The sequence below is a fragment of the Streptomyces sp. NBC_01474 genome (genome assembly GCF_035918215.1).
Taxonomy (GTDB): Bacteria; Actinomycetota; Actinomycetes; order Streptomycetales; family Streptomycetaceae; genus Streptomyces; species Streptomyces aureus.
Window position 1 is genome coordinate 4,937,239 of record NZ_CP109449.1, and the last position, 23,630, is coordinate 4,960,868.

Consider the following 23,630-nt stretch of genomic DNA (forward strand, 5'->3'; position numbering starts at 1 on the left):
AGGGCGTGTCCGGCGCATCGCGGTTCGGCACGCCTGGCACGACTTCGTGGCCGAATCCCCGAGTGCGCCCCGTTCGGGGGCGGCTGCTGGGTTGCGGTACTTCACTGCTGAACGCCTGCCGCTGGACTCGGCTCCGCGTGCGTGCAGGCCTACTTGCCTCGGATGGACAAAGCGTTGAAGCGGGCCCCGTGCGTCGGTCGCCGTTGCGGCGAGGGACGTGCCGGGGCCCGTTTCTGGTGATCGTTGATCAGGTGTTGCAGCCGGTTCCGGTGGTGGGGTTGGTGCAGCTGTTGTGGCCGGTTCCGCCGTTGTTGGTGTTGGTCCCGGGTCCGCCGTTGAGAGCGTCGTTGCCGGGTCCGCCATCGTTGGCGTCGTTGCCCGCGCCGCTGGACAGGGCATCGTTGCCGTCACCGCCGGTGAGGGTGTCGTTGCCGTTGCCGCCGGTGAGGGAGTCGTTGCCGTTGCCGCCCTCGACGCGGTCGTTGCCGTCGCCGCCGGTGAGGGAGTCGTTGCCGTCACCGCCGCAGATCAGGTCGTTGCCGCCGCGGCCGTCGACCACGTCGTTCCCGGCGAGAGCGAAGATCACGTCGTCGCCGGGGGTGCCCGTCAGGACGTCGTTGCGGTTGGTGCCGGTGATGGTGGCCGTGGCGGTCGCGCAGGTCGCCGGGGTCGTCCCTTCGTAGGTGATGGTGACCTGGGCGGGCCCAGTGGCGGGTCCGGAGGTACCGGCGACAGGCACGAGGTTCGACCCGCCACCGCCACCACCAGGACCTCCCTGGCCCTCGTTGCCGATGTAGCCGCAGCCGCCGCCTCCGCCGCCTCCGAACCAGCCGCCGCCTCCGCCGCCTCCCCCGATGGCGCCCCCGCCGGTGCCGCCGGTGCCGGCCGCACCGTCGGTGCCGGCGGCGTCTGAGCCCAGGCATGTGGCTCCGCCGGTGCCGCCGGTGGTCTGGGTACCTCCGCCACCGCCGACGCCGCCCTCCGGCCTGTCGCCGCCGGGCTGGCCGGTGTCGCCGGCGTCCCCGCCGGTGGACTCGGGGACGTGGGCACTGATGGAACCCAAGCCGCCGCCGCCTCCGCCGCCGGCGACGATGAGGCGGGGGTCGGTGCCGGGGCTGCCGGTCAGGGTGCAGCCGGAGGCGGCCGAGCTGCAGGTGCGGACGTCGCTGGAACCGCCGCCGGCGCCGCCCGGGAGGTCCCCGGATTCCGGGGCGCCGCCGGTGTCGACGTTCACGAACAGGGTGCTGCCCGGGGTGGCGGTCAGGGTGCCGGTGACGGTGGCCCCGTTCCCGCCTGCGGCCCCGTCTTTGTTTGCGTCAGGATAAAGATTCCCGTTCTGGCCTGCGGCGCCGGTGGCGGTGACGGTCAGTTGGGTGACGCCGGAAGGGACGGTGAAGGGCTGGTCGGCGCCGGCGTTGAAGGTGACGGTCGTCGGCGCCGCCGCGGCGGGCGTGGCCGTGGGCACCACCAGGGCCGCCGGCAGCGCCACCGTGGCGAGCAGGACGGCAGCACGCCTGGCCGGGCGCCGCCACTCACCCGCGGCTCCCGCGCCACGTCGAGGGAACATGGCATGTTGCAGGGTCGGTCTCACGAAGGGGACTCCTCGACACAGAGCGCGGCACTCAGCACATGCCACGGACGTCGGTTGGTGTTCAGGCCCCTGCCGGGACCGCCCGACGATCAAGCCACACGCACCCTGTGCGGCCATACAGACACACCGTCATAGCGCCCGCAATCCACCGACCAGCCGCTGCCCGACTAGGAACAGGGACCCCTCCGCCGCTGGTCACATGATCCGCCGGACAGGCCCTATCTATGGCCCTGATCTCGCGACCGTGGAAGCCCCCACGACTCTCCGGAGCGGAGTCAGGGAGCCCGTCGACATGGGGCACGGACGCTCAGACTGTCATGCGGGGGCGCGTTTCGACGTGCACAGAAAATCGAAGTCGGGTCGCCCGGAGGGATCTCACCTCCGGGCTCCCACAGAACCGTGCGTGAACCTCTCGGTTCACACGGCTCTTGTCATCCTGATCACCAGGCTCTCGGGTTCAACGCCCAGTGGGCGAAGAGCCTCGGGTGCTGGCGGGTGATGCGCTGCCAGCACGCGTGAGCCTTCTTGAACGAACTGAACCGTCTGTACTTCTTCCTGATCCAGCGCAGCAGGTAGGCATTGATGCGCAGGAGGAGGGGAATCAGCTTGGAGCCGTAGAAGGCTCCGTAGTACTGGATCCAGCCCCGCACGACGGGGTTGACCTGTCGCGCGAGCTCGTGGAACGTCGCTTTGACCTGCTTGTGGAGCCGCCAGGAGCGAACTTCACTGCTGATCTTGTTCAGGGCGTCCTTGCTGATCGCAGGCAGGAAGCTGGTGTACCTCGTCTTCCTGCGTTGCGACCACGCTTCGCGGGCCTGAAAGGTGTACCCGAGGAACGTGAACGACGTGTGCTCATACGAGCCGCGCCGTTTCCAGTCCTTGCAGTACACGATTCGGGTCTTGTCGGGATGCAATCGCAGCCCGACCTCTTCCATCCTGTTCTCCAGCGCCGCCAGGACCTCGCGGGCCTGGCGGAGGGTGACGCAGTGCACGACTGCGTCATCCGCATAGCGTTCGAACTCGAGCCCCGGGTACTCCCGAGTGAGCCAGGTGTCGAACGCGTAGTGCATGAACAGGTTCGCGAGCACGGGCGAGACCGCCGAACCCTGAGGGGCAATGCCACTTAGATAAGTGGTTAGCGTTCCGCCGTCCACATATGCACAGAGGCACGCCCGGGCTGCCTGTGGATAGTCAACTATGCGATACCGGCGCTTCGTTGTTCCCGGTGGACCGGTTATCTTCCTCACCTATGGGTGGGGTGCGGGATGGTTCGGCGGCGGTTTCGGGTGTCCGGTTGACCGATCGGGTGGGTGTCGGGGTTCTGACGCGTCTGGTCGATCGTGATCTGGTCGATGAGGTTCTCGCGGAGACGAGGCGGACGGAGAAGAGGTCCCGTCTGCTTCCGGCGCGTGTTGTTGTCTATTACGTGTTGGCCCTGTGCCTCTTCTTCGGGGAGTCGTACGAGGAAGTCATGCGTCTTCTCGTCAACGGTCTTCGTTTTCTGGGGACCTGGCGGAAAGACTGGACGGTTCCTACCACGGGTGCCATTTCGCAGGCGCGCCGGCGTCTGGGGCCGGAGCCGTTGCGAGTGCTGTTCGAGCGGGTGGCAGTGCCTTGTGCTCAGCGGGGGACACAGGGGGCGTGGCTGGGGCGGTGGCGGCTGATGGCCATCGACGGGTTCGTGCTGGACATTCCTGATACCCCGGCGAACGATGCGGAGTTCGGCCGGTCCGGGGGAAAGGCGAATCCGGCGCCTTTCCCCCAGGTGAAGATCGTGGGGCTGGGTGAATGCGGGACCCATGCAGTGGTGGCTGCGCGGCTGGGTCCCTGGCGAGTGGATGAGGGAGTTCTCGCTGGACAGCTTGTCTCCGAATTCGAACCGGGCATGCTGGTCACCGCCGACCGGGGATTCTACGCGTACCGTCTGTGGGAAGCCGCTGCCGCTACCGGTGCGGACCTCTTGTGGCGCATGCCCGACGGTCCTCATCTGCCGGTCGTCCGGCCGCTGGAGGACGGATCGTACGAGTCTTTTCTCCTCGACCCCAAGGTCCGCAACCGGCGTGCGAATCAGCGCCACCGTGGATCGGCCGCCATCGAGAAGCCGTCCGGGATCCCGGTCAGAGTCGTCGAGTACGAAGTCACGAACCGTGGAGGCAAAGGCGAGATCTTCTGCCTGATCACCACCATCATGGACCCGGATGAGGCCAGCTCCGCCGAACTTGCCGCCGCCTACGCCGAACGCTGGGAGTTCGAATCCAGCCTGGACGAGATCAAGACGCATCAACGAGGCCGCGGCGGCGTACTGCGCTCGAAATCACCGGACATGGTCGAGCAGGAGATCTGGGCACTGCTTCTCACTCACTACGCGGTCAGGCACCTGATGTGCGAGGCAGCCGACCACGCCGACATCGACCCGGACCGACTGTCCTTCATGCGCTCACTGCGCGTCATCCGCCGTCAGGTCACCGACCAGGCGGGATTTTCCCCCCTGCCGCCTCACGAACGCCCTTGACAAGGCATATGCAGAAATAATCGAAAGACTCAACCCTTGCCGACGGAACCGCAGTAGTCCACGAGCCGTCAAGCGTATCCACGTCCATGCCTACAGGAAGAAACTCCGCACCGAAACCACGACCCGTCACCCGGACCCACCCCACATCAAAATCCTTGCCGTTTCTTAAATAAGCGGCATTGCCCTGAGGGGTCCCCCGATCCCGCACCTGCAAGGAGCCGTCGGGCAGTTGGAGCGGTGCACGCAGCCACCGTTCTACATACAACTTCACCCAAACGGCGTCGGTATGAGCCTGCACAGCCTTGACAACCAGGTCCCAACGCACGCTGTCGAAGAACTTCTGGATATCCAGATCGATAACCCAGGCATGCTTCCAACAACGCTGCCGGCACGTCTCGATCGCGTGCAGGGCTGACCTTCGCGGCCGGTACCCGTACGAGTCCTCATGGAAAATCGGATCCACTCGGATTCCCAGATGCCTCGCCACTACAGTCTGCGCGACCCTGTCGGCCACGGTAGGAATGCCGAGCATTCTCGTCCCGCCGCCATGCTGCTTCGGAATCTCAACCGCACGCACCGGAGGAGGGAAGTAAGTCCCCGACGACATCCGATTCCAGAGCTTGTACAGGTTTCCCCGCAAGTCTTTCTCGAACTCGTCGATGGACTGCCCGTCCACTCCCGGCGCACCCTTATTCTTTTTGACGTCCCGATACGCCTCCATGACTTCCCATTTGGAAATATCAAACGGCTTGTTCGGTGACTTCAGCTTGTTCATCGGCTCCTCCCGGAAAATATCCGGTTGACCAGACATACACAGCTACGAATGACCCGGCCCCTTCGCTCCACCCCCATTACAGGGGCTTCGTCACTACTACGAGCCGGTCCGCCAGCGCCTTCCCGCATCGGTACTCCACCCCTCACGGGACCTCCGCTTGAGGCTCTCCCTCTCGCCCCCGACCGGGGGCAGTATCGAGACGCGCCTTCCCACGTTCCTCACAAGAGCAGCAGATTAGGCTCACGCCGCCTTCATGCCGGACACCACCTGGCCAGTAAACGGGTTTCCACCAGGCTCATCCCGGAGGACACGTGTTCCCCCCGGTTTTGATGCCACTTTAGTAGATAACGACACTTCGTCGGCGGTTCACTTGCGTTCGTCTTCCTAATCCCTACCTGACGCCTTGAGGCGCCTTTTCCACATCGCTCACCACGGTTGCGTTACCACTCCCGCAGCATGTGGCGGTTTGAAGCCTCCCCCCGTAGGGCGGCTCCGAAGGGCCAGATCCTTCATCTCCCGTGAAGCATTGCTTCCAGAATTCCGCCTACATTTCGAATTCCTTTCCACATTCGTGGCACACCACATGCTCTACTGGGTTCATGGTGCACACCGAGCATTCTCGCGACATCGTGCAGGCCCAGCGCGACTGGATCCGCACCTACAGCGCCCTCGCCGAGGCCCCGACCGGCAGCAATACACGCCTGCGGCGGCGCCTGATCGATCTCTCCCGCCGCCTCGTCCAGGACGTTCCTCGGGAGCAGCTCGCAGACCTGCGCCGGCAGGCCGAGGAGAAACCGTGACTCGCGTCCGACGGTCGTGGGACATCACGGAGCGCCAGCAGTCGGTACTCGCCGCGATACGCGCCCACATCGCCGATCACGGCGAGGCCCCCACAGTGCGGGAGATCGCTGCAGCCGTCGGCCTGGCTAGCCCTTCGTCGGCGCTGTACCAGCTGCGCCGCCTTGAGGAGGCAGGGGTCGTTCGGCGCGCTCGGGGCGCCGGCTCGCGGGACTACCGGCTCAGCTGACGTCCGACGACGCCCGCCCCATTTACACGTTCCCCGAGCGGTTGTTGGTGGTCGTTGTTCGTTGGCCTTGGCCGCCCTCGGACGGCCCATTCAGCACCCGATCTCTATCGCGTATCGTGCACAATCCTCGGGCCCCGGTGTGACCCTGCTGCCAGGCTTGGACGCGTGCACGATCTCATCAAGCGTGGTTGATCACTGGACCAGGCCCCCCGCGTCGATCGATGCGGGCTGGTGGGAGGGCAGTAGCTTGCTACTGGTTGAAGAGCAACTTGTACTGCTCGATTGCTCGGGCGTGCTCATCTGCGTGATAGTAGCTCTTGGCTTTTGAGGCCCGGCTGATTGCCGTGTCGAGCTTGGAAATGGCGTCGGTCTTAGTGGACTCGGACGAGTAGGCGCTGAAGCGCGAACCCAAACCCGTGGGGTCGTTCATCGCTGCGAGTTGGATTTCGCGGAGATTCTTCAGGTACTGGTAGAGATCGATGGGAAGAACCCAAGCTGTCTCGCCGTCCGTGTACTTTGCCGCTCGCATTTCGAGGTAGCAGGACGATACGGGAACAGAGCGTTTATATTTCCATGTCTTCGCGAGTCGAGCTAGTTTCTTTGCCGCACCAGAGTGCTTCTTATTAACGACATTGACGTAGGCGTTGTGGTCCTTGGGGTGCGACTTCATCCAGTCGCCAGTCTTGGGGTCAGGGATCCAGTAGCCACCACCAACTGCCTCGAACGCCGGGACGACCTCGACGGTCTCATCCCCCTTGGCGAACTCACAGACAACCGCGGGCCGACTGACGCGCACCGTAGTATTGGGGTACCTGTCCTTGAGAGCATCGCGAACCTTGTTGAGCGCTGTGGTCGGCGTCGGACGGGCACCCTTTAGGCTGACGATGTAGTCGACGTCGCTATAAAACCACACACCAGTTCCGTGCTTGAGGGAGCCAGTCTCAAACATCTCCTTCACGCCCAGCCACAAGTCCAGTCGCGCCTGTATGCCCGATCGATGAGTTCGTGCAGCGTCGAAATAAGTACTGGAGGGCGTGTATTTCGACATCAAGCCATTGAGGTAAGCGAGCGTGGTCTCTGCCATTCATAGTCCCCTTTGATTTGCCGCCGTGGCATCTCAGCCTCCCAACGGCGGCTGACCCGCCTTCAGCCTGCATGCCCCTGACGTTCAGCCTGTGCGACCTTGTCGGCAACACTGGATCGCATTGCTGCCTCGTTCTTCTTGTGAAACGCATTGTCGAGCCAGTCGGGGATGTATGGGTTGCTCTGACGCAGGAGCAGGATCTTGTCCTGAACAGAGCGCAATTCCCCCTCCGCAGCAATGCGTGAATCACTCATGCCTTTTGCCCATATGTCATTGACCTTGCGCTCAATAGATTCTTTGGTTTTCGCCGCTTCGAAGTTGGCCTTTATCTGCTCGCCCACTTCCTTGAACGGGGCAAGAGATGGGATGACAAGAGAGACGAAGATGTCCCCAGCCGACAGGTCGACCAGTTGACCGACGATAAAGACAGTCCCCGCCATGACTACAGCCGCCCCCACGAGCATCCAAGCCCAAATGAGGTGCATCGTGGCTCCCCAGCCGAAACTTGATGCCTGACAGATCAACACATCAAAGGGCCGGTGAGTCATTCCGGTGTCGGCGTACCAGTCCTTATCGCGGATGCCCTTGTAGCGTGCTGCAGCCCTGGAGATGACGTGCTGAGGTGGATGGTCAGCGTGAAGGTTGTTCCACGGCAACTGAAAAATATCGGTGTCGAACTTCTCTTGCGTGGCGGACGCCCGCGTTCGGTACCACTTTTCGATGCTCCCGATGACGAAGGAGAGGATCAGGAGAAGGACGCCGCCACCGCCGCCGATCATGGTGCGCAAGCCAGGCTTGGTGAGCGCCACGACAGCGCCGGCGATCGCGAGTCCGAAAACGGCAGCAACACGGAAAGCGAACACGATCTTGGCGTCGGTGTAGAGGCGAGCGAACGCGGCAACCATGCGTCGCCTGTCTGTGGTGTTTTGGGCGTCCCAGATCCTAGGTGAGGTCGGCTCCGCCATCACCGTGGGTCTCCGCTTGTGAGGACGGCGGCCTCAGGGCCCAGTCCCAGTGCGAGTTGATGGCGCCGCAGCCGTACCCTGCGAGCCTCGGTACCGAGCGTCCACGCGAGCGCAAGCCAACCTGGAGTGAACTGGCGCCAGCCGGCCAACAAGGGGTCAGGATCGGTCATGACCTGAGTGTGCCGATCGCCGACCCGCCGGAGGACTGTTTCCTCTATTTTGGACCGTCTACGCCGGAACAGCGATCTAAATACTAGCCACAAAACGCGCAAAGCACCCAGATGTCGAGAGCTCCAACTGTCGGCAGCATGCGAGGGCGGCGCTGCACACCAGGGGGACATATGGACCTTTTTGCGGATGCGAAGCTCAAAGAGCACATGTCAACCATCATGCGCGTGATTAAGCCTGCAGATCCCCGTGACCCAGGCTTCGCTATGACGATCGGCCGCCCCCACTACCGACTCGGGGTAGACCCGCACCGAATTCAAATTCCAGGGATTGTTCGCATAATTTTCGAACTGATCGACCTACAAGACCTGGGGCATGCGGAAAAGCTCGCGTGGGAGTATGCGTTCGAAGTCGATGGCATCGCCTGCTCGCTAGCTCATCAAAAATTCGGCCTTCGCCTATATGTTGATTCCGCTGCCATGCCCTCCGGGGATGACGCATCGGCACTGCTCGAACGCATAACGAAATCCCTGGAAAGCGCACAGCGCAGCCTAGAGAAGCGTCAACTTAGGCAGTTCGCCGATGAGCAAATTCGCCAGGGCCGCTTGACGATTCGCAATCAGTACCGTCGACTGCGCAGCATCTATGAGTACTTTCAAGAGGGTGCGACCCTTGCCTTCGCGGGGCAAGGGAGGCTAAACCCTCAGTTGCCCGGCGGGGGGCGGCAATTTAACCCTCACGCCACCGAGGGGTTCTACAACACTGTAGCCATGGTGACCGCGTACTTCAGCCTACTTGAACACACGCTAGTACTATTGCTCCCCTTCAGAGATTTCAATCCCTCCGAATCTGCCCTGAAAGACTTCATCGGCGACCGGTGGGGGGACAAGTTCAGGAACGTTTTCACAGTAGACGCAGACCCGTCAGCGAAGAAACACTTTGACGCCCTTTATAGGATTGCCGAGGAGTATCGCAATACTTACGGGCATGGCGGTTTCGATAGGCATGGTTCGAGTTTCCTGTTTCACATGCAAGATATCGGCGCACTCCCTGCCGTACTCAGCGATATCCGCGGAACCCCATACTTCAGCTTCGTTCCGATTGACGCTGACGATTTCAGTCGGGTGAAGCTCTCATTCGACTCAATAGACGAATGGCTCACCAAAGAAGCAGCGCCGCTGGCGATGAAATGGATCGAGAGCGGACTGGACGTTTACTATGACGAAAATTTTCGAACCCAAGCAACGTTGGCGGCGGAGTCGCCGGATCACTTCGAAAGCTTTATAGAGTATTTCTCCTACCTAACGGACCAGGCCGCGAACATGGATTGGTGACCGATGTCGTCGCAACAAGCGTCATCGTCGGCATGAGCGATTCAGGCCTCTCCGAGTGCTTCCAAATGGGTGCCGAAATCTGCCACGAGACTCGACAGTACCGCCTTGCCCTTCTCCTCGGATGCATATGACGGGAACCCAATTACCCCCGTCTCTGTGTATGCCTTCATTCCGTGCGTCAGCAGGAACGGGCGTTCCCCGCCGTCGTGGTCCGCGGTTTCGTAGCCCTCACGGACGAGAGCCGGTTCCGCGTGGAGCAGGATGGACGTCTCAATCTCCCCCGCGTGCATATCGCCATGAGCGTCGGACACGAGGCCGGCGCGCTCACGGGACCGGTTCCACTCGCGGCCCTGCGGGAAGAGCGTCATCCGCGGCTCGGTGAGGTTGGCTTCCTGGACGATGTTCGACAGCACGTAGTTTCCACCGTGGGCGTTGACGAGTACGAGCTTGCGGATCCCGGAGGCTTCGAGGGACGCGGCGATGTCGTTGACCATGGCGTGGAGCGTCCGGGCGCTGATGCTCACCGTGCCGGGCCAGGTCCCGTGTTCATGACTGCACGCGATCGTCACTGGCGGAAGCTGAAGCACCGGGTAGGCAGCGGCAATCTCGCGGGCGATGATGCACGCGATCGCCGTGTCCGTGATGAGCGGCAGGTAGGCGCCGTGCTGCTCGAACGAACCGATCGGAAGAATGGCGACTCGCGGTTCCTGTTCCTGGACGTCAGTGGTGGTGATCGCGGGAAGCAGGTTCACGGCTCTCCTTCAATGTGGTCACGTCCCCTTCATACTGCCCACGGCCCGGTTGAGTTCTGCAATCTCCACAAGCTTGCGGAACGGTTCCAGGTGCGTTTGCAGCCGGGTCAACTCTGCCAAGATCCTCGCCGACCCGGTCGTCTGGGCGATGCTCACCGCCTGCGTGGCCGCGCTGACGGCGCCCTCCAGGTCCTCGTTCTGCGCATACGCCGTGGCCAGCCGAGCGAGGCACAGGCCCCGGTCGCGCTGCTGCTGGGCAGGCCATTGCGTGAGGCTTTCCTCCAGCGTCCGCACGGCATCCTCAGGCCGGTTGAGCGCAATGGCGCAGTTGGCCGCCTCCATGTCGATGTACGCGACGGAGACGTACGGAGCTAGACCGTCATCGTCCCCAGGGGCCTTCCCTGCGAGGGTGCGTGCCTCATCTAGCGCTCGGGCCGTCTGGCTCGCGTTGCCCAGCACGGCGTGAGCATTCGCTCGCGCTCGTAAGGCGACGGCTTCCACCTGGCTCGGGATCTTGCCCGCATAGTTCAGCGCGGCATTGACCAGACCTTGGGCGTAGCCGGCGTGCCCGGCCTCCGTCGCGATGTTGGCGCGCCGCTGGAAGACGTAGGCGCTCAGGGTCGGGTCATCGAGTTCGTACGCGTAGTCCAGGGCCCGGTTCGTCCACAGCATCGCTTCCTGTGAGTCCCCCGAGTCCTGATAGAGCCACCCCAGGAACTCCGCATACCGCAGACCAACACGGAGGACTTCACTCCTTGCCGGGCCGGCAGCATCCGCGCACAACTGCTCGATGAGCGGCACTTGGCTCTGGACCGCGGGCACAAGGAACCTCGGGCCGACGAGTGGCTCAGCCTGGGCGTGCTGCACAAACACGGACTTGAGGTAGTCGAGGACTTCCGGAGATGCCGTGGGCGCCGGACCCCGCGGACTGGGCAGCTTCGGCAGTGCATCGAGCTGTGAGGGCGCGGTCTCCAACGCGAAGCCGAGCTCCAGGCGAGTCGCCTCGTAGGCCTCACAAAAGATCGCCTGGTACTCGGGGCCCGGCGGCCGGCGCCCGTTCTCGAACATGGAGAGCTGCGTCTTCAGACTGGACCGCGACGGAAGTTCGAAGCCGAGTCTCGCGGCAGCGTCCGCCATCGCGTCCATCAACTCAGCCTGCGACCACCCGCGAGCAACGCGCGCGCCTTGCAACTTGGTCTTCATCGCTTCCCCAACGTCAGGCGATGCTCCGGACTCACATGATTGCCCAATAACACCGCTGACGTGGGGAGTTAACAGGTAACACAGCGGGGGTGTTAACCGCTGTCCACTGTCAACCGGCGCGGAATCGGGCCTACTGGTTCTCGTCAGCGCGACCGGGGCGCCTCGTTTCAAGCCTCTCGACTCGGCCGCGAAGTTCCGAGAGCTGGGAGGTGACATGTTCGAGCTGACGCAAGACTTCGGAGAGATCCGCGCCGTTGCCAGCCTTACCTGCTTCGGCGACCTGCTTCGGATCCCGGGCGTAGTTACCTCGCCCCGTGGTCGTCAGGAGTCCCTCATCCCGAAGGACCCCGAGCGCCTTTTGCACGGTGGTCGGCGAGATGTTGAAGCGGCTCGCCAACTCCCGTACGGAGCCCACCTTGATGCCGGGCTTGATGACTCCATCCCTGATCTCACGTCGCAGGGTCTCGGCTGCTTGCTCGTAGGGCTGTCTGGGGTCGTCCTCAGCGATCGTCACGCATTCGAGCGTACCCACTAGCACGACCTAGCACGTTCCTTGCACGGACCTCTTGCGCGATGTCACGTGCTAGTACATGCTGTTACGTGCCAGCAAGGGAGCCCGCAAGGGTCGATCGGCTGCATGCACCACTGCTTGACCTGCACGAACGCACAGGGCGGGGACGCTGCAATCCCGCTAAAGGCCAGAAATCAGGGCTTAGGCCCGACTGGCGAGGTGGCCCGGTGACCGCGAGCAACGGCCGGAGGGTGGGACTAGGTCCCCTTGCAGTGCGTATTCCCTGTTCAGCGAGCGAAGGAGTGGCCGTGAGTCGACGAAAGCGATGGGCGCAGCCGTGATCGACCGGTACGGCGGCGCCGCTTCATCTCTCGGTCTGTGAGCGCGAGCGAGCGCCGCGGCCAACCGGTCAGCTTCGACCGCTTCGCGGCGGCTAGCGCCGCGCCGGTTGCCTCCTTCGCCCGTCCGGGAGCCCTGCGGGGCGGTCTCGTACGGGCGGGGTCGAGGGGAGCCGGATCTACCGACTTCAACGGCGTGCGGCCCCGGTGCTCGAACACCGGGGCCGCTTTCGAGCCGTACCGCCTGCTAGGGAGAACACGACTCATGAAGAACATCGCTGCACTTCAGGCCGTCGTTACGGCCGACAAGTTCGACCGCGAGCCGACGGCCGCGGAGCTGGACGCGATCGAGGCCGAGATGCCCGTCATCCTGGCTCGTGTCGAGCTGCTGGACGCGCAGATTGTCACGCTGGACCACGCTCCGACCGAGCTGGACCAGCGGCGCATCCGCCGGGCCCGCCGCCGGGTCCTGGCCGCGCGCCGTGAACTGTCCAACCGGGCCGCTGCCGCGGTGACGGGCGGTGCGGCATGACTGCCCAGACCCGCACACCTCTGACGAAGACGCAGATCATTGTGCTGAGTGCGGCGTTCGTGCCGATGGTCGCCACCGGCCTGTTCGGTGGGGCCGGTACGTACTCCAACATCAGCGGGGCTTACGGCAAGGGCACCGCGCTCGGGGCCGTGTCCGCGGGCGAGGGTGCCACGGCCGTCCTCGCGCTCGTGCTGCTCGGGCTGACCATGCTGGGCCAGTCCTCACCGCACATCATTCGACTCGGGCTCTGGGCCCTGCCGGCCGCCGCATCCGCGATGGCCGCGATGGCCGCCGACGACCCGGGCACGACCGTCATCTACGCCATCACCCCGATGGGCATGTGCGTCTCGGCCGAGGGCATGGCGTTCCTGGCCCGCCGCATCGCCGTCCACACCGACGGACGCGACGCGGAAGGCGAGCGCCGGGCGGTCGAGGTCGTCCAGCGGCTCGCCTACCACCGGGCCCGCGCCGCCAACCACCCCAGCGAACGAATCCGCAAGTGGTCGGATCGGGCGTCGTGGCGACTGGCCCGCAAGGTCGGATCGGGCGATGCGGAACTGGGATCGAGGCTGCTCGATGTGCAGCGCCAGCGCGTCACGATCGGCGCGGACGCCGCCCTCGGGTCGATGTTCCGCCTCGCCCCGGACGCTCTCCCGCCTGTCGGCGCGAATACGGAGGAATCTACCGAGACCGTGAGGATTCGGTCTACGCCTGACCTGCCCGAATCGACCCCGGCGCCGATCACCGCGAACCCGATCGTGCTGCCGCCTCCGGTCGCGGTCGGCTTCCTGAAGTCGACCCTTGCGACCAAGCCCGTCCCGGCGATCGAGTCGGCCCCGGTCCGGTCGATCGAGAAGCGCACCGTGCCTGCGGAATCGACCCGGCCCCGTGGGGCCACCGGTCGCGTGCCGGACGCTGCCCGATCGAGTCGGCCCAAGCGGACCGCGGCCGAGCTGCTCGATGAGGCCCGTACCGTGACGGCCGATTGGCCGGACGCGAAGCTGACCGCCGAGGGCATCCGCCTCGCGGTGCACACCTCCCCGAAGAACGCCCGGTGGCTGCGGGACACGCTGCGAGCCGAGCGCGCCGGTGAGGCAGCGGCCTGATGTCCGCGGCGTTCGGCAAGTGCTACGACCCGAACGGCGCCCGCTACGGCGTCCCTACCTACCCGTGGCGCCTTGCCCCGGAGGGTCTGGCCACGCGCCGACAGCTCCGGGCGCAAGGGCTGCGGCCGGGTGGACAGCCGATAGCGGCCCAACTCATGCGCCGCTCCCGCCGCCGCAAAGCAGGCGTGAGCGTGGCGTTCCTGTACCGCCTCGACCTCGCCAAGCCCGTGCGGCCGATGACCTCCCGCAAGTGGGGCGCGCTCGCCCTGGCGATGCTCGCCCGCCGCACCTGCCCGGCCTGCCACTTGGACGCCGGATACGTCATCCCTACCTCACTCGGCATGTGCGTGACCTGCGCCTACCCCAACGAACAGTGCGTCGCCTGAACTCCGCAAGGGCCCGGCCGCCCACCTCCTACAGCGACGGCCGGGCCCTTTCGCCCCACTCGACCAGAGGGAGCAGACCCACCGTGTCTGAGAACACCGTCACTGGCCAGCCCGAAGAGCCCGAGCGTCCTGACGCTGAGGTCTTCGACATCACTACCGGACTGCCCGCCGCTCCAGCCCCCGCCCCCGATGCGGCGCCGGCCGAAACCCCGGCGCCTGTCGCGCCGGTGGAGGCGGACGACGACGAGGACGAGTCGCCCCGTCCGCGGCCGGTCGACTCGCCCGATCTGCCCGCCCCGGGTATCACCACCTACAAGCGCAGGCCGATCCTGCCGAGTTGGCTGACCTCGAAGCCGGGGTTCGTCTCGACCACGCAGCGCGCGGCCAGCAACGCGTTCTATGCGACCGTCTTCCACGGCATCCGCACCCCCTGGTACGCGCTGCAGCTCGGGCTGCACGCCCCGCGCGGCGCGGCCCGGATGGTCCGCAACACCAACCGGTGGGTGTGGGACGCGGAGGCGGCTCCGCTGCGCGCTTACGAGGTCTACAAGGAGAACACCGCTGAGTACCTGAAGCTGTCGCGTCAGCGCGACCACCGGGTACGCCTGCGGGTCCTCGTCACCACCGTCGGCCTGATCTTCGGATCCGTGTTCGCGCTGACCATGTACGTCATGGCCCCGGGCTGGCTCACGGTCCTGGCGTCGACTGCGGTGCTGGTCGCCGGGTTCTGGGGGGCGCCCCAGGATCAGCCCGTCATCGGCCCGGCCGTGCTCAAGACCGAGATCCAAAAGCTCACCGGATCGATCGTGCTGCGCGCGCTGGACAACATCGGCAACGCGAAGCTGTCGGCCGCCATCAAGAAGGGCGCCGACATGAACGGGATGCGCTTCACCTCCGAGATCACCCGCGACGGTCCCGGATACCGCGCTGACCTGGACCTTCCCTGGGGTGTCACCCCGGAGGACATCATGGAGGCCCGCAAGCCGCTGGCGTCCGGCCTGCGCCGCAAGGTCGGCTGTGTGTGGCCCTCAGCCGACCCGACCGAGCACGAGGGACGCCTGATCCTGTGGGTGGGCGACAAGCCCATGAACGAGACCACCAAGCCCGCGTGGCCGCTGCTCAAGTCGGGCAGCGTGGACCTGTTCAAGCCGGTCGTGTTCGGCAACGACCAGCGCATGGGCGACGTGTCCGTGACCCTCATGTTCGCCAGCGTGGTCGTCGGCTCGATCCCGCGCATGGGCAAGACGTTCCTGATGCGACTGTTCCTGCTGATCGCCGCACTCGATCCGCGTGCGGAGCTGTACGCGTTCGACTTCAAGGGCACCGGAGACTTCGGCGCCCTGGAGCCGGTCTGCCACCGCTACCGCGCAGGTGACGAGGACGAGGACATCCTCTACGTCCTCGAATCGCTGCGGGAGCTGCGCACCGAGCTGCGCAGGCGGGCGAAGGTCATCAAGTCCCTGCCGCGCTCGCGCTGCCCGGAATCGAAGGTGACTGCGGAGCTGGCAGGCGACAAGTCCCTTGGTCTGCACCCGATCGTCGCCGGGTTCGATGAGTGCCAAGTCCCCTTCGAGCACGAGAAGTACGGCGCGGAGCTCGAAGAGATCGCCACCGACCTGTGCAAGCGCGGTCCCGCGCTCGGCATGGTGACCCTCTTCGGCACCCAGCGCCCCGACGCGAAGTCGCTGCCCACCGGCATCTCAGCCAACGCCGTGCTGCGGTTCTGCCTGAAGGTCATGGGCCAGCCCGCCAACGACATGGTGCTGGGTACCTCGATGTACAAGGCCGGGTACCGGGCCACGATGTTCTCCCGCACCGACCGCGGTATCTGCTGGATGGCCGGTGAGGGCGATGACCCGCGCATCGTGGCTTCCGCGTTCGTCGACGCGCTCGGGGCTGAGCAGGTCGTGGGCCGGGCCCGCGCGATGCGCGAGGAGTACGGCAACGTCACCGGGCACGCCATCGGACTGGAGCCCGAGAGCGGTGAGGCCACCTTCGATCTGCTGGCCGACATCCTCAAGGTCGTGCCGGCCGATGAGGACAAGGTCTGGAACGAGAAGGTCGCCGCCCGGCTCGCCGCCCTGCGCCCGGAGGTCTACGGCGGCTGGAAGGGCGAGACGGTCACCTCGAACCTCAAGCCGCACGGCGTCGCCGCACAGGACGTATGGGGCACGAGCGACAAGGGCAAGGGCACCACGCGGCGCGGCATCGCCCGCGCCGACATCACCAAAGCCGTCACCGTGCGTGACGGAAAGTAGTCCGGAGGGCGCCGCGCACGAGTGCTAGACCTAGCAGCCATCGCTGCTAGGTCTAGCACCCCCGCTAGCAGCCCAAACCGGCCCCCATCTGCGAACTCGCACCTAGCACCCCACCTGCGCAAACGCCGGAAACCCCGCCTGGAAGGCACCCCATGACCCTCATCCTCCTTGCTAGCGCCTGCCTACTCGCCGTCACGCTCGGTTACGCCAGTCTCTGTGCAGGTAGTCCGTTCGGCGACTGCCGCAAGTGCCGCGGCATGGGGCGCGCGCTCAAGACCGACCGCAAGGGACGGCCCAAGCCCGGCAAGACATGCCGCCGCTGCAAGGGCCACGGCAAGCGCATACGCGTCGGACGCCACCTCTACAACGTGTGGCTGCGCCTGTACCGCGACGGCACCGACACCCCCACCAAGCAGCCCGCCTTCAAGCCTGCCGCGAAGGGATAACCCGATGGCCATCACCGTCTCGCTCGTCGCTCTGTTCGGCCTCGTCCTGTTCTTCCTGCTCCGTTCCCACAGCCTCGGCTACGGCAGCGCGTTCATCGCCACCGGGTTCGGGTTCTTCCTCGCCTCCACCGGCGCCGCCCGTCCCATCAACCAACTCACCACCGCCGTCATCCACGCCATCGGCAACCTCTAGGAGACCGGTCATGAACGAGCAGATCATCGCCCGGCACTGGCTGCCCCTCATCGCCCCCAAAGCCGCGCCCGCCCTCGCCACCTCCACCGTCCTCATCCTGGCGAGGATCTGGAACGCCAACGGCGCCGAACACTCCACCGGCAACGCCGTGCTGATGGCCGCGCTCTCGCTCGCGGCCGGAGCGGCCGGCGTCTTCGCCTCCACCGGCTACGCCGGAGACAAGGTCATCGCCGGAACCGCGTTCGCGACCTCCGGCGCCCTCGCCTTCACCGGCATCGCCGGATACGCCGACGGCCTCTCCCTGCCCCTGCTGCTGTGGGTCCTGGCGACCGTGGCCGCGTACGGGCTGGCGGCCCGCTACTGGCGCACCGACCGCCGCACCGCCGTGGCCCACGAGCGGCACACCACGGTGCGGCGCGAGGAGCACGCCCACATCGAGCGCGTCACCGCCATCGAGGCCGGAGCCCAGATCGAAACGGCCCGCGCTGGGGCTGCTTACGCCGAACAGCTCGCCACCGCCCTGCTCACCCGGGCCGCGCTGCCCGGCTTCAACCCGCAGGCCCTCGCAGACGCGGGCCTGCCCCAACTCCCCGCCACCGACCAGGAGGCAGCGTGAACCGCCGCACCTACGCCGCGCTCGCCATGACCGCGGGCGCTGTGGCCCTGCTTGCCGGGTGCTCCCTGCCCGACGGCCCGGCTGGCGTCGTCGTCGCCAAGGCCGAACGCACGCCCCCGGCCAGCGCGACGCGCCCGTACTTCCTGACCGTGCGCACCGCCGACGGCGACCGCAAGGACTTCCAGGTCTACATCGACGACTACGACCGGTGCTCCATCGGCGAGCGCTACCCCCAGTGCAAGGAGACCCGCGCATGACGATCGCCAATCCGGCAGACCTCGCGGCCCAAGCCGCCGAGGCCATCCGCAACCTCAACCACGCGACCCAGAGCGCCAAGGGTGAGCTGGTCTACCCCGGCGACGCGTACAAGACCGTCGCGTCACTCGCGCTCCTCACCCAGCGTCTGCCCCAGAGCTTCGACCAGCTCTCCGGCTTCCTGGAGACGCTCGCCAAGACTGGTGCGGTCACCGCGGACTACGGCGCCCCGGACGACCACCTCGCTGAGGCGCGTTCCGCCCTCGCCTCCGCCGCGATCATCGCGCAGACCCTCACCGAGTTCCTGGACCGCGCTCACACCGAGCTGTCCTCGCTCGGCTACGACACCAGCACCGAAGCCTGACCGGAGGAATCCATGGCCAAGAACACCATCGCCCGCCGCGCCACGCTGTACCCCCTGATCGACGACCGCCTCTGCAGCGCGAGGCATCTGACCGCCCACCAGGCCACCGCCGGTATCCGCAGTGCCCGTAGGCAGCCCAGCAAGGTCGTGGATGCCGTCCACGTGTACGCCACCACCGACCGCGAGGGGACGCCGCTGCACATCGGCTACGTCCACTACACGCCCGGCTACTGGACCGGTGTCGCCGACGTCATCGACGTCTACGAGATCCCCACCGACGCCCTCACCGACCTCTAGCTACGCCAAGGGCGGCCCCCACCGTCTCGCCAAAGAAGCGGGGCCGCCCTTGCCAGCCAGCACCCACGAAGGAACTGGAGACCTCCAGCATGACCCAACCCACCGACATCAGGCGAGAGCACTCCCGTCCTCGCCCGCTCGACGAGCACCGGCTCACAGCCCTCCGTCTCGCGGCCCACGGCGTGCCCGCGCTGCCGTTACGAGCGGGGAAGGTGCCGTTCGGGAACTGCCCGGCCTGCGCCAAGAACGCCTGTGGCGGCCGGCTGAACATGAAGACGTCCGGCCCGTGCCGCTGCCTGCGCCCCTGCCACGCATGGGCCGCCGCCACCACGAACCCTGACGTCCTCACCTCACGCGCATGGACGTTCGCGTGGGTGCAAGCCTCGGCCGTCGCTTACCACCCCGGCGGGGCCGGGCTCACGGTCGTCGACCTGGACGACGCCGACGCGGTCGCGTGGGCCCGCGAGAGCCTGCCGCCAACCCGGACCGTGCCCACCACCCGTGGGGAGCACTGGATCTACCTGGGGCCGATGCGGTCCGCCAACGCCGTACGTCCCGGCATCGACATCAAGTCGCTCATGCAGTACGCCCGTTGGCTCGGACCCGGCACCGGCTCCATGGCGCCCCTGCCGGACGCCGTCCGCGCCCTGGTCGAGAAGGAAGAGACCACCCCCGCCCGCGGGGAGGTGGTCTCTTCATCTGCCAGCCGCGCCACGTGGGACGCAAGGGTGGCCACAGGCTGTCGCCACACCGCGACCTATGTCCGCACCGGCCTGAAACGCGGCCTAGCCCTGGTGACGGCTCGTACCGAATCCGGGGCGGCCTCACAGGCGTTCGGAGTGGCCCAGTTCCTCGCCAAGCAGCACGCCCAGTGCCCCGGCCCCTGCGGCCTGGACGTGCTCGGGCAAGAGGTCATCGCCGCGGCCGTCTCGGTTGGGGTCCCCGAGCCGTACGCAGCCCGCGCCGTCGGCAACGGCCTAGGCGCCGAAGCGGGGAGGGCGGCATGAGTAGCCGTCCTCGCTCCCCGCATGCCGCCGAACGACGGCACCTGCGCCTCGTGGTGGGCGACGAGAAGGGCGTCGCCGAAGGCGTCCCCATTGCTGTTCGCCCTGACCCGCAGACGAACGACGGATACCGCCCCCGGGCCGTTCTGCACGTCGTGGCGCCCCCGGACTGGAGCGTGACCCCATCGGCCCACTCGTGGTGCTCCTGCGGCCGTGAACGGACCGCCATCGGCCGCGCTGCCGTACTGAGCCTCGTGGCCGCCCACAACGAACACCGCGACACCTGCCCGCAGCTCGCCCGCGCCAAGGAAGGAGGCAAGGCCGTATGAGCATCCCCCATGACATGAGCCCCGACCTGTGGGAGGGGTTCGACATCGACCCCGAGCAGATCACCGGCCCGGCCTGGGAAGAACCCGTTCCCCTTCGTACCCGCCCGCCTCTCCCGGACTTCCCTGTGGATGTCCTCCCCGCCTGGTTGGGCAGCATGGTGCGCGGTGTCGCCGAGGAGACCCAGACCCCCGCCGACCTTGCGGGATGCCTGGCCCTGGCGGTCCTCGCCACCGCCGCCGGCGGGCGAGTCAAAGTATGCGTACGCGGTCACTGGCGTGAGCCCGTGAACATCTACACCGCCATCGCCCTGCCTCCCGGAAACCGCAAGTCGGCCGTGTTCGACCTGATGGTTCAACCGCTGCTCGATGCGGAGAAGGCCCTGATCGAACTCTCCGGACCCGTGAGGGCGGAAGCCGAGACCCTGGCGAGGCTGGCCAAGTCCGCAGCCGAGAAGGCAGCAGGCAAAGCGGCAAACGCGGAGCCCGAACACCGCGACACCCTGACCGCCGACGCCGTCCAACTCGCCCAAGATGCAGACAAGATGAGGGTCCCCGCCGAACCGCAACTCGTCGCAGACGACGTGACGCCGGAAAACGTCGGGACGCTCCTGGACGAGCAGGGCGGGCGCATCTCCTGCCTGAGCGCTGAGGGGGAGCTGTTCGACATCATCGCCGGGCGCTACACCGGCAAGCCCAACATGGGCATGTTCCTCAAAGGCCACGCCGGGGACATGCTCCGGGTCAACCGGCAGGGCCGCAGCGCACAGCACGTCGACTCACCGGCAGTCACGATCGGTTTGGCGGTGCAGCCGGAAGTTCTGGACGCGCTCAGCCGTATCGACGGGGCTGACGGGCGCGGGCTCCTTGCCCGTTTCCTCTACTCCAAGCCCCTGTCCCTGGTGGGCTCCCGCAGCCTGACCCCCGCCCTACTGGACGAGCAGGTGGCCGCTACCTACGCCAAGCACCTGGCGGGTCTGACGCTCGCCCTGGCGGACTGGTCCGACCCCGCCCTCATCCAGCTCGCCCCGGAAGCCGACGCGGTCCTCCTGGCCTTTCAGAAGGTCACCGAATCGCGCCTCGGTCCGGACGGGAGTTTCGCGCCGATCGTGAAATGGGCGTCCAAGCGGGACGGCGCCGTGGCCCGCATCGCCGGACTCCTGCACCTCGCCGCTCACCCCGAGGACGGGTGGCACAAGCCCATCGAAGCATCCACCATGGCCGCCGCTACCGAATTGGGCGTCTACTTCACCGCGCACGCCCTGGACGTGTTCAGCGTCATGAGCGCAGACCCCGCCCACGAATCCGCGGTGACCGTCCTCGCGCAACTCGTCTCCAGCAACCCCGCACAGTTCACCAAGCGCGAGCTGTTCCGGGCCCTGCGGCGGGCCGACTTCCCCGCCATCGGCGACCTCGACCCGGCCCTGGCCCTGCTCGAAGAACACGGCTGGATCCGCCAACAGCCGCCGCCCCCGCGCACCGGACGCGGTGGCCGGCCGCCCTCGCCCCGCTACGAGACCCACCCCCGCATCGGCCGGGGCGCCTGACACAACCCCAAATCCGCTGACAGAACTGACAGAACTCCCCGACAACGCCCCTGACCTGCATAAACGGCCATGATCGCGGTTGTGACAGAACTGAATTTAATGCTGACAGAACTCCCGGCCCCGCGCCGGGGGCGCTGTGACAGAACCCCCTCCCAAGAGGTTCTGTCAGGTTTTAATTCAGTTCTGTCAAAGATCCCGACCAGCCCATACATGCAGGTCAGAGGCCATACGCCGAGGTTCTGTCAGTTCTGTCAGCGATTCCCCGGTTCTCGCACTGGATCCGCGAAGGAGTCACACCGTGGCCAGCCCCAAGAAGCTCAAGCTCGCTGAAGTCCTCGAAGAGATCGACATGAGCCGCGCCGCCTTCTACCGCATGCGCGCCCGCGGCCAAGCCCCCCGCCTCCAGAGGCTGCCCAACGGGCACCTCCGTGTCAGCCGAGACGACCTCGATGCCTGGTGGGCTGCCTGCGAGCAGCGCGCTGCCTGACATCGCCCTTTGAGCCCGCCCCGGATCTCCGGGGCGGGCCCTTTTGATTTTGGAGAAGCATGGGCACGACGTACGACGTCCGCATCTGGGCTGTCCGGCAGCGCAAAGACCGTAAGCAAGCCTCAGCAGAGCTGCGTTGGAAGACAGGCGACACTCCGCACTCTCGGACGTTCCAGACCAAGACACTGGCCGAAGGCCGCCGCGCCGAACTTCTTCGCGCGGTGCACGCTGGCGAGCCGTTCGATGAGGAAACGGGCGTACCGGTCAAGAAGCTTCGGGACCGCAACGACGTGAGCTGGTATCAGCACGCCCTCGACTACATCGCGATGAAGTGGCCCCACTCCCCCGGCTCGACCCGCCGCACGCTCGCAGAAGCGATGGCCACCGTCACCCCTGTGCTCGTGAAAGACACCAAGGGCATGGCCGATGCCAAGACAGTGCGCGCAGCCTTGTACAGCTGGGCGTTCAACATGCACCGCCGCGACGAGGAACCCCCCGCCGACGTGGCCAAGGTGCTCGACTGGTTCGAGCGGAAGTCACTCCCCACATCGGCACTGTCCGACCGGATGCGCGTACGGACAGCACTCGATGCGCTCACCAAGAAGCTGGACGGTACGACGGCCGCTGCGAGCACCATCCGCCGGAAGCGGGCCATCTTCCACAACGCCCTTGGCTACGCGGTCGACGCCGATCGCCTCCCCGCCAATCCGCTACCCCAGATCCAGTGGAAGGCACCCGAGCAGGTCGCGGACGAGGTGGATCCCGCCTGCGTGCCGGGACCGCGCCAAACGGCGACACTGCTCAGTGCCGTGCGTGCACAGGGCCCCCGAGGGCGCCGCATGGTCGCCTTCTTCGGATGCATGTACTTCGCGGCGGCACGGCCAGCGGAGGTGATCGGGCTCCGCTTGGCAGACTGCGACCTCCCACGCCGCGGATGGGGCACGCTGCGACTGCGCGAGACGCGCCCCCGCTCTGGATCCGCCTGGACCGACACGGGCGAGTCTCACGACAGGCGGGGACTGAAGCACCGGCCCCGCAAGGCAGTCCGAGTGGTCCCCATCCCCCCGGACCTGGTCGCGCTGCTCCGGTGGCACGTCACGGCGTACGGGGTGTCACCCGACGGCCGCCTGTTCCGCACCCTGCGAGGCGGCATCATCCAAGACACCGGCTACGGCGAGGTGTGGGCCGAGGCTCGCCGGCGGGCGCTCTCTCCAACGCAGTACGCGTCTACCCTCGCCAAGCGCCCATACGACCTTCGTCATGCCGCCGTGTCGACATGGTTGAGCTCCGGAGTCGAGCCACAGGCGGTCGCGCAGAGAGCGGGACACAGCGTGGCCGTCCTGTTCCGCGTCTACGCGAAGTGCCTGGACGGTGCGGCGGCCACCGCCAACGCTCGGATCGAGGCCGCGTTGAAGGGCTAGTGGCTCGTGGGGCGCCCCACGGCTGCCCCACACACGCTGGTCAGCATGCGAATCAGGGTGAGACACAGTGGGGCAATGCGCCTAAAGCGGATCTACCGCCCGAGGAAACGACGAGAGGGCCCGTTCCCAGCG

The 23,630-nt window shown here is 66.3% G+C and carries 27 protein-coding genes; 19 read left to right on the plus strand and 8 right to left on the minus strand.

The features are described 5' to 3' along the window. Positions 1-247 precede the first annotated feature (247 nt). Together OG758_RS22605 and OG758_RS22610 are read right to left on the minus strand one after the other, a co-directional pair. The gene (locus tag OG758_RS22605) at positions 248-1,567 is read right to left on the minus strand and encodes a calcium-binding protein (protein ID WP_326711642.1); all 1,320 of its coding nucleotides are present in this window, start codon (positions 1,565-1,567) and stop codon (positions 248-250) included. A gap of 464 nt (positions 1,568-2,031) precedes the next feature. Then, complete coding sequence (locus tag OG758_RS22610; RefSeq protein WP_326711643.1) at positions 2,032-2,838, minus strand: reverse transcriptase domain-containing protein; 807 nt, start codon at positions 2,836-2,838, stop codon at positions 2,032-2,034. A 2-nt stretch (positions 2,839-2,840) separates the two neighbouring features. Between OG758_RS22610 and OG758_RS22615 the strand changes: the two genes are divergently transcribed. Further along, positions 2,841-4,103 (plus strand): IS4 family transposase, encoded by a 1,263-nt coding sequence (locus OG758_RS22615; RefSeq protein WP_326709833.1) that lies wholly within the window; start codon positions 2,841-2,843, stop codon positions 4,101-4,103. On the opposite strand, the gene OG758_RS22620 is transcribed toward OG758_RS22615, so the two are convergent. Next, positions 4,054-4,878 (minus strand): reverse transcriptase domain-containing protein, encoded by an 825-nt coding sequence (locus OG758_RS22620; protein WP_326711644.1) that lies wholly within the window; start codon positions 4,876-4,878, stop codon positions 4,054-4,056. The two genes, OG758_RS22615 and OG758_RS22620, sit on opposite strands and share 50 nt — an antisense overlap. Before the next feature lie 599 nt (positions 4,879-5,477). On the opposite strand from OG758_RS22620, the gene OG758_RS22625 reads away from it, so the two are divergent. Next, positions 5,478-5,678 (plus strand): hypothetical protein, encoded by a 201-nt coding sequence (locus OG758_RS22625; RefSeq protein ID WP_326711645.1) that lies wholly within the window; start codon positions 5,478-5,480, stop codon positions 5,676-5,678. Beyond that, the gene (locus tag OG758_RS22630; RefSeq protein ID WP_326711646.1) at positions 5,675-5,905 is read left to right on the plus strand and encodes a winged helix-turn-helix transcriptional regulator; all 231 of its coding nucleotides are present in this window, start codon (positions 5,675-5,677) and stop codon (positions 5,903-5,905) included. The genes OG758_RS22625 and OG758_RS22630 overlap by 4 nt, the downstream gene beginning before the upstream one ends. A gap of 250 nt (positions 5,906-6,155) precedes the next feature. On the opposite strand, the gene OG758_RS22635 is transcribed toward OG758_RS22630, so the two are convergent. After that, the gene (locus OG758_RS22635; protein ID WP_326711647.1) at positions 6,156-6,989 is read right to left on the minus strand and encodes an SMODS domain-containing nucleotidyltransferase; all 834 of its coding nucleotides are present in this window, start codon (positions 6,987-6,989) and stop codon (positions 6,156-6,158) included. Positions 6,990-7,051: 62 nt separating this feature from the next. After that, on the minus strand, positions 7,052-7,954 hold the full coding sequence (locus OG758_RS22640; RefSeq protein WP_326711648.1) for an S-4TM family putative pore-forming effector: 903 nt from the start codon (positions 7,952-7,954) through the stop codon (positions 7,052-7,054). 341 nt (positions 7,955-8,295) lie between these two features. On the opposite strand from OG758_RS22640, the gene OG758_RS22645 reads away from it, so the two are divergent. Beyond that, positions 8,296-9,456 carry a hypothetical protein gene (locus OG758_RS22645; RefSeq protein WP_326711649.1) on the plus strand — a complete coding sequence of 387 codons (1,161 nt, stop codon included), beginning with the start codon at positions 8,296-8,298 and terminating at the stop codon, positions 9,454-9,456. A 41-nt stretch (positions 9,457-9,497) separates the two neighbouring features. Here the strand turns inward: OG758_RS22645 and OG758_RS22650 are convergent, their stop codons facing one another. The 3 genes from OG758_RS22650 to OG758_RS22660 all read right to left on the minus strand — a co-directional run bounded on the left by OG758_RS22650 (position 9,498) and on the right by OG758_RS22660 (position 11,925). Next, complete coding sequence (locus tag OG758_RS22650) at positions 9,498-10,208, minus strand: creatininase family protein (protein WP_326711650.1); 711 nt, start codon at positions 10,206-10,208, stop codon at positions 9,498-9,500. A gap of 18 nt (positions 10,209-10,226) precedes the next feature. Beyond that, positions 10,227-11,411: a hypothetical protein gene (locus tag OG758_RS22655; protein WP_326711651.1), complete on the minus strand. Its 1,185-nt coding sequence runs from the start codon at positions 11,409-11,411 to the stop codon at positions 10,227-10,229. A gap of 130 nt (positions 11,412-11,541) precedes the next feature. Then, complete coding sequence (locus OG758_RS22660) at positions 11,542-11,925, minus strand: GntR family transcriptional regulator (RefSeq protein WP_326711652.1); 384 nt, start codon at positions 11,923-11,925, stop codon at positions 11,542-11,544. Between the two features lie 600 nt (positions 11,926-12,525). On the opposite strand from OG758_RS22660, the gene OG758_RS22665 reads away from it, so the two are divergent. From OG758_RS22665 to OG758_RS22735, 15 genes are all read left to right on the plus strand, one after another. Continuing rightward, a complete protein-coding gene (locus tag OG758_RS22665) occupies positions 12,526-12,792 on the plus strand; it encodes a DUF6284 family protein (RefSeq protein ID WP_326711653.1) in 267 nt (88 codons plus the stop codon). Then, positions 12,789-13,898 (plus strand): conjugal transfer protein, encoded by a 1,110-nt coding sequence (locus OG758_RS22670; protein WP_326711654.1) that lies wholly within the window; start codon positions 12,789-12,791, stop codon positions 13,896-13,898. The genes OG758_RS22665 and OG758_RS22670 overlap by 4 nt, the downstream gene beginning before the upstream one ends. Next, entirely contained in the window at positions 13,898-14,284 is a 387-nt protein-coding gene (locus OG758_RS22675; RefSeq protein ID WP_326711655.1) for an RRQRL motif-containing zinc-binding protein, read from the plus strand. Before OG758_RS22670 ends, OG758_RS22675 begins: the two co-directional genes overlap by 1 nt. A gap of 83 nt (positions 14,285-14,367) precedes the next feature. Further along, on the plus strand, positions 14,368-16,542 hold the full coding sequence (locus OG758_RS22680) for a cell division protein FtsK (protein ID WP_326711656.1): 2,175 nt from the start codon (positions 14,368-14,370) through the stop codon (positions 16,540-16,542). A gap of 152 nt (positions 16,543-16,694) precedes the next feature. Continuing rightward, positions 16,695-16,988 (plus strand): hypothetical protein, encoded by a 294-nt coding sequence (locus tag OG758_RS22685; RefSeq protein ID WP_326711657.1) that lies wholly within the window; start codon positions 16,695-16,697, stop codon positions 16,986-16,988. 4 nt (positions 16,989-16,992) lie between these two features. Beyond that, complete coding sequence (locus tag OG758_RS22690; RefSeq protein WP_326711658.1) at positions 16,993-17,181, plus strand: hypothetical protein; 189 nt, start codon at positions 16,993-16,995, stop codon at positions 17,179-17,181. 10 nt (positions 17,182-17,191) lie between these two features. Next, positions 17,192-17,797 (plus strand): hypothetical protein, encoded by a 606-nt coding sequence (locus tag OG758_RS22695; protein ID WP_326711659.1) that lies wholly within the window; start codon positions 17,192-17,194, stop codon positions 17,795-17,797. Next, entirely contained in the window at positions 17,794-18,054 is a 261-nt protein-coding gene (locus OG758_RS22700; protein ID WP_326711660.1) for a hypothetical protein, read from the plus strand. The genes OG758_RS22695 and OG758_RS22700 overlap by 4 nt, the downstream gene beginning before the upstream one ends. After that, complete coding sequence (locus tag OG758_RS22705; RefSeq protein ID WP_326711661.1) at positions 18,051-18,416, plus strand: hypothetical protein; 366 nt, start codon at positions 18,051-18,053, stop codon at positions 18,414-18,416. The genes OG758_RS22700 and OG758_RS22705 overlap by 4 nt, the downstream gene beginning before the upstream one ends. Positions 18,417-18,428: 12 nt before the next feature. Beyond that, on the plus strand, positions 18,429-18,713 hold the full coding sequence (locus tag OG758_RS22710) for a hypothetical protein (protein WP_326711662.1): 285 nt from the start codon (positions 18,429-18,431) through the stop codon (positions 18,711-18,713). A gap of 89 nt (positions 18,714-18,802) precedes the next feature. Further along, positions 18,803-19,720, plus strand: coding sequence for a bifunctional DNA primase/polymerase (locus OG758_RS22715; protein ID WP_326711663.1), 918 nt, complete (start codon positions 18,803-18,805; stop codon positions 19,718-19,720). Beyond that, on the plus strand, positions 19,717-20,046 hold the full coding sequence (locus OG758_RS22720) for a hypothetical protein (RefSeq protein WP_326711664.1): 330 nt from the start codon (positions 19,717-19,719) through the stop codon (positions 20,044-20,046). Before OG758_RS22715 ends, OG758_RS22720 begins: the two co-directional genes overlap by 4 nt. After that, complete coding sequence (locus OG758_RS22725) at positions 20,043-21,590, plus strand: YfjI family protein (protein WP_326711665.1); 1,548 nt, start codon at positions 20,043-20,045, stop codon at positions 21,588-21,590. The genes OG758_RS22720 and OG758_RS22725 overlap by 4 nt, the downstream gene beginning before the upstream one ends. 298 nt (positions 21,591-21,888) lie before the next feature. Continuing rightward, positions 21,889-22,077 carry a helix-turn-helix transcriptional regulator gene (locus OG758_RS22730; RefSeq protein ID WP_266741820.1) on the plus strand — a complete coding sequence of 63 codons (189 nt, stop codon included), beginning with the start codon at positions 21,889-21,891 and terminating at the stop codon, positions 22,075-22,077. 59 nt (positions 22,078-22,136) lie between these two features. Continuing rightward, entirely contained in the window at positions 22,137-23,498 is a 1,362-nt protein-coding gene (locus OG758_RS22735; protein ID WP_326711666.1) for a tyrosine-type recombinase/integrase, read from the plus strand. Positions 23,499-23,630 lie beyond the last annotated feature (132 nt).